The sequence below is a fragment of the Polaromonas sp. P3_C2 genome, assembly GCF_056402675.1.
In genome coordinates this window covers 1-4,021 of sequence record NZ_JBFUGX010000389.1, presented here as the reverse complement: position 1 = coordinate 4,021, position 4,021 = coordinate 1, and the positions used below count along the sequence as shown (strand labels likewise).

Sequence of the window (4,021 nt, the reverse complement as noted above, 5' to 3'; positions counted from 1 at the left end):
TCGTGAGCTTCTGCACCGGCGGCATTCGCTGCGAAAAGGCAGCCATCTTCATGCGCGAAGCCGGGGTGGAAAACGTCTGGCAGCTCGAGGGTGGCATCCTCAAGTATTTTGAGGAAAGCGGACGCGCGCATTTTGACGGTGAATGTTTTGTGTTTGACGAGCGGCGCGCCCTGGACCCTGAACTGAAACCTCAGGTCAATCCCGTGGCCAAGCCGCTTTCAAGGCCCGTTCCCACGGCCATCCCCACTGCATTCGAGGCCTTGTCTGACAGCTGAAGGCCGGGTGCCGTGCAAAGCTTTTAAGCCGCTCATTGCTATCACACCGAACTTCACCGTTTCCCTTTTGTGCATGTCATGGGTCAGCCTTCTGTCGCGCCCATCCACACGGTAGCCATCATGCCTACAGAACCATCACTCTCCCGCTCCCACACGCTTCAGGCGCGGCAGTCTCCGCTGGCCATGCGCTTTATGGCCATCAGGGCGCAGACCGAAGCCCTGATCGAGCCCCTGAGCCCCGAGGACTGCCAGCTCCAGTCCATGCCGGACGCCAGCCCTGCCAAATGGCACCTGGCTCACCTGACCTGGTTCTTCGAGACTTTTATCCTCGAGCGTTTTGAATCCGGTTTCAAGCCGTTTGATTCAGGCTTCAGGGTGCTGTTCAACAGCTACTACAACGGTGTGGGCGACAAATACCCACGGCCCAAACGCGGGCTGATCAGCCGGCCCTCCCTCGACGAAGTGCTGGCCTACCGTGCCCAGGTCGACCAGCGCATGCTGGAAGTGATTGCGCAGGTAGAGGCCGGTAATGACACCGCGCAGCACAAAGAGTTGGCCGAACTGGTCACCTTGGGCCTGCACCACGAGCAACAGCACCAGGAACTGCTGCTGACGGACATCAAGCATGCACTGTCTTTCAACCCCGCGCGCCCGGCCTATGCCAGCCGCTGGCCGCTGGCGGGCATACACCCACAGCCGGTGAACTGGATGCGCCACGACGCGGGTCTGGTGGAACACGGCTTTGACGCGGGACGCGACGGTGGGTTTGCCTTCGACAACGAAACGCCCCGCCACAAAGTTTATGTGGCGGCCTTCGAGCTGGCCAGCCGGCCCGCCACCAACGGCGAGTTCATGGCCTTCATCGCCGACAGGGGCTATCAGCGCCCGGAGTTGTGGCTTTCCATGGGCTGGGATTGGGTGACTGAGAACGGCGTTAGCCTGCCCTTTTACTGGCAGGGCAGCGAAGGGAGTTACCAGCACTTCACGCTGCAAGGGCTGATTGATGTAGACCCGAACACGCCGGCCTGCCACCTCAGCTACTTCGAAGCCGATGCCTTTGCGCGCTGGGCCGGTGCACGCCTGCCGACAGAGTTTGAATGGGAGCTGGCAGCGCGCAGCGTGGTGGCCAGCCCCGTGCCGCAGGGAAACTTTGTGGAAAAGGCGGCATACCACCCCCTGCCGCARCAGGAGGAAAGCCACGGCCTGCCGGCCCAGATGTACGGCGACGTCTGGGAATGGACGCAGTCCAACTACAACCCCTACCCCGGCTACAAGCCCTGGGAAGGCCTGGTGGGTGAATACAACGGCAAGTTCATGTGCAACCAGTTTGTGCTGCGCGGCGGCTCGTGCGCCACACCACAAAGCCACATACGCGCCAGCTACCGCAACTTTTTCCCGCCCGATGCCCGCTGGCAGTTCAGCGGCCTGCGCCTGGCGCGTGACCTGCCCGACGGCCGGCTCTGAACTATTCGCGCAACACGTCCAGCACGTCCGAGTTGAACTCGCGGTTGTACAAAATCAGCACCACCACGGCGGTGGCCAGCGCAAACGCAAAGGTGGAAAAAAACCAGGCCATGATGCCGAAGCTGAAGTAGTAGGCCCGGAGCCCGTCGTTAAAAGTTTCCGCCGCCAGGCTCACCATGCGGCTGGCGCGTGTGGCAAACGCTTCACGGTCGAACTTCCCCACCTCAAACTCCTGCGGTGACGGCATGGAGCCAATCAGCAGGGCGACAAAGGTGTACTGGCGCATGGACCAGCTGAAGCGGAAAAACGCGTAGACAAACACCGCCACCATCAGCAGCACCTTGAGGTCAAAAATCAGCACCGAGGTGCGCACGGCAAACGGGATTTCGCGCACCAGCTCGGCCGCTTTGTCGGTGGTGCCCAGCAGCGCGAACAACCCGCCGATGATGATGATCGTGGTGGACGAGAAAAAAGCCGGCGTGCTGGAGAGGTTCTGCGTGATGATGCCGTCGATCACGCGCGGGTCGCGCGAGGTGGCCTGTATCAGCCAATGGTGCCGGTAACGGTTGGTGGTGCGCAGCAGCGAAGGCCGCTTGACCCCATAGTGCCGGGCAAACCAGGCATAGCCCATCCAGCCGCCAAAGAACCAGGCGATGGCCATCCAGTCGGACCAGGGAAGCAGGCTGAAAATTTGCATCGCGTGATCTTAAACGCTGGGCTTTCCCTCAAAAAGCTTTTGCCTGACTTGCCGGGCCTCAGCCCGCGGTGAACTTCCGCTCGGGCAACGGGATGAATTCGGTCTCCCCGGGCACCTGCCCCATGGCCTGGGCGGCCCAGTCCTCACCGGCCTGCACGATGCGTTCCTTGCGGCTGGAAACAAAGTTCCACCACATGAAGCGGTGCGCATCCAGTGCGTCGCCACCGATCACCACCAGGCGCGCCGGGGTGTTTGCGCTGAGCTGTACTGCTGTGCCGGGTAAAAGGGTCGCCAGCGTGTGCATCGCCAGCGGCTCGCCGTCCAGCAGCAGGTCGGCGTCCACCGCATACAGCGCCATCTGCGCTGCCAGTGGCGGCAACGTGAAAGGCGTGCCCGCCGCGAGCGCCACATCCAGGTAGAGTGTTTTTGAGAAAGTCTTGACGGGTGAGGCTTTTCCGAATGCCTCACCGACCAGGACACGCACCACCGCGCCGTCCACGGACACCTCTGGGATGCTGTCCGCAGGCGTGTGTGAAAAACCGGGTGCTGTTTCTTCAAACTCTGCGGGCAAGGCAGCCCACAGCTGCAAGCCGTGGTTTACATATGCAGTACCACGCAGGTCGTCGGGCGCGCGCTCCGAATGCACAATGCCCCGCCCTGCCGTCATCCAGTTGATGGCACCGGGTTCTATGCGCTGGGCAGAGCCGATGCTGTCGCGGTGCATCATGGCGCCTTCGAACAGATAGGTCACGGTGGCCAGGCCGATATGCGGATGCGGCCGCACGTCATGGCTGGTACCGGGGTGTTCAGTCACCGGGCCGAAGTGGTCAAAGAAAATGAAAGGGCCAACCGATTGCTGCTGCGCAGAAGGTAGCAGGCGGCGCACCATGAAGCCGCCGCCCAGGTCCTTGTGATGCCCGGTCAGTTTCAGTGCAGCGCTCATGTCAGCCGTTCCACGTCCGTCGTGATTTCCGTCGTGACGGTGCTCATGAGTTTGTGCACCGGGCATTTCTGGGCAACGGTGTGCAATTCCTGCAACTGGGCATCCGTCAGGGCGCCCTTGATCTGGAGTTTGGTGGCAAGCTTGTAAACGCCGGCGCGCTCCTGAGAGTCGTCCCGTTCAACCCGCGTCTTTATCTCGTCGACGGGAATGCCCTTCTTGCGGGCGTACCACATCACGGTAACAGCCTTGCAGGCGCCGAGCGCCGCGTCATAGAGGTCATGGGGCGAGGGGCCGGCATCGTCACCGCCTTCTGCCAGTGACGCATCGGTAATCAGCGCGTGGCTGCGAATTTGCAGATGCTGGGCCAGCTCCGCCGGAGGATTGCGCCTGAGTTCAACGGTCATGACAATTCCTGTAAAAAAGAAAAAGAATCAGGGAGCGAATCTCGCTGCGATACCGGCCACGCGCCGTCCGAAGTTGCGGGCGTTGTCCAGGTCGCCTGCGTTCATTTCGCCGGCACCTGCATCCGATGGCGATTGTGCGACAGCGCCACTGTAAGAGCCGAGGTAGTTGGTGTCGCTGCGCACCGCCGCCTTGCTGTTGCTGGGCAGCACGCCCTGGCTGACCCAGATGCCGCCATGC

Annotated in this window: 4 protein-coding genes and 2 pseudogenes; 2 read left to right on the top strand and 4 right to left on the bottom strand. The window is 61.8% G+C overall.

The window, feature by feature from the left end; genetic code table 11:
• Together AC1DWI_RS15630 and egtB are read left to right on the top strand one after the other, a co-directional pair.
• Positions 1-275, top strand: a pseudogene (locus tag AC1DWI_RS15630) (sulfurtransferase); the annotation flags it as partial.
• A gap of 120 nt (positions 276-395) precedes the next feature.
• Positions 396-1,739 carry an ergothioneine biosynthesis protein EgtB gene (gene egtB, locus AC1DWI_RS15625; RefSeq protein ID WP_477668958.1) on the top strand — a complete coding sequence of 448 codons (1,344 nt, stop codon included), beginning with the start codon at positions 396-398 and terminating at the stop codon, positions 1,737-1,739.
• Position 1,740: 1 nt separating this feature from the next.
• Here egtB and AC1DWI_RS15620 read toward each other — a convergent pair whose 3' ends face one another.
• The 4 genes and pseudogenes from AC1DWI_RS15620 to AC1DWI_RS15605 all read right to left on the bottom strand — a co-directional run.
• On the bottom strand, positions 1,741-2,436 hold the full coding sequence (locus tag AC1DWI_RS15620; protein ID WP_477668957.1) for a DUF599 domain-containing protein: 696 nt from the start codon (positions 2,434-2,436) through the stop codon (positions 1,741-1,743).
• A 58-nt stretch (positions 2,437-2,494) separates the two neighbouring features.
• Complete coding sequence (locus AC1DWI_RS15615; protein ID WP_477668956.1) at positions 2,495-3,379, bottom strand: pirin family protein; 885 nt, start codon at positions 3,377-3,379, stop codon at positions 2,495-2,497.
• Positions 3,376-3,783 (bottom strand): OsmC family protein, encoded by a 408-nt coding sequence (locus AC1DWI_RS15610; protein WP_477668955.1) that lies wholly within the window; start codon positions 3,781-3,783, stop codon positions 3,376-3,378. The genes AC1DWI_RS15615 and AC1DWI_RS15610 overlap by 4 nt, the downstream gene beginning before the upstream one ends.
• A gap of 27 nt (positions 3,784-3,810) precedes the next feature.
• Positions 3,811-4,021: pseudogene (locus tag AC1DWI_RS15605) on the bottom strand (NADPH-dependent FMN reductase); the annotation flags it as partial.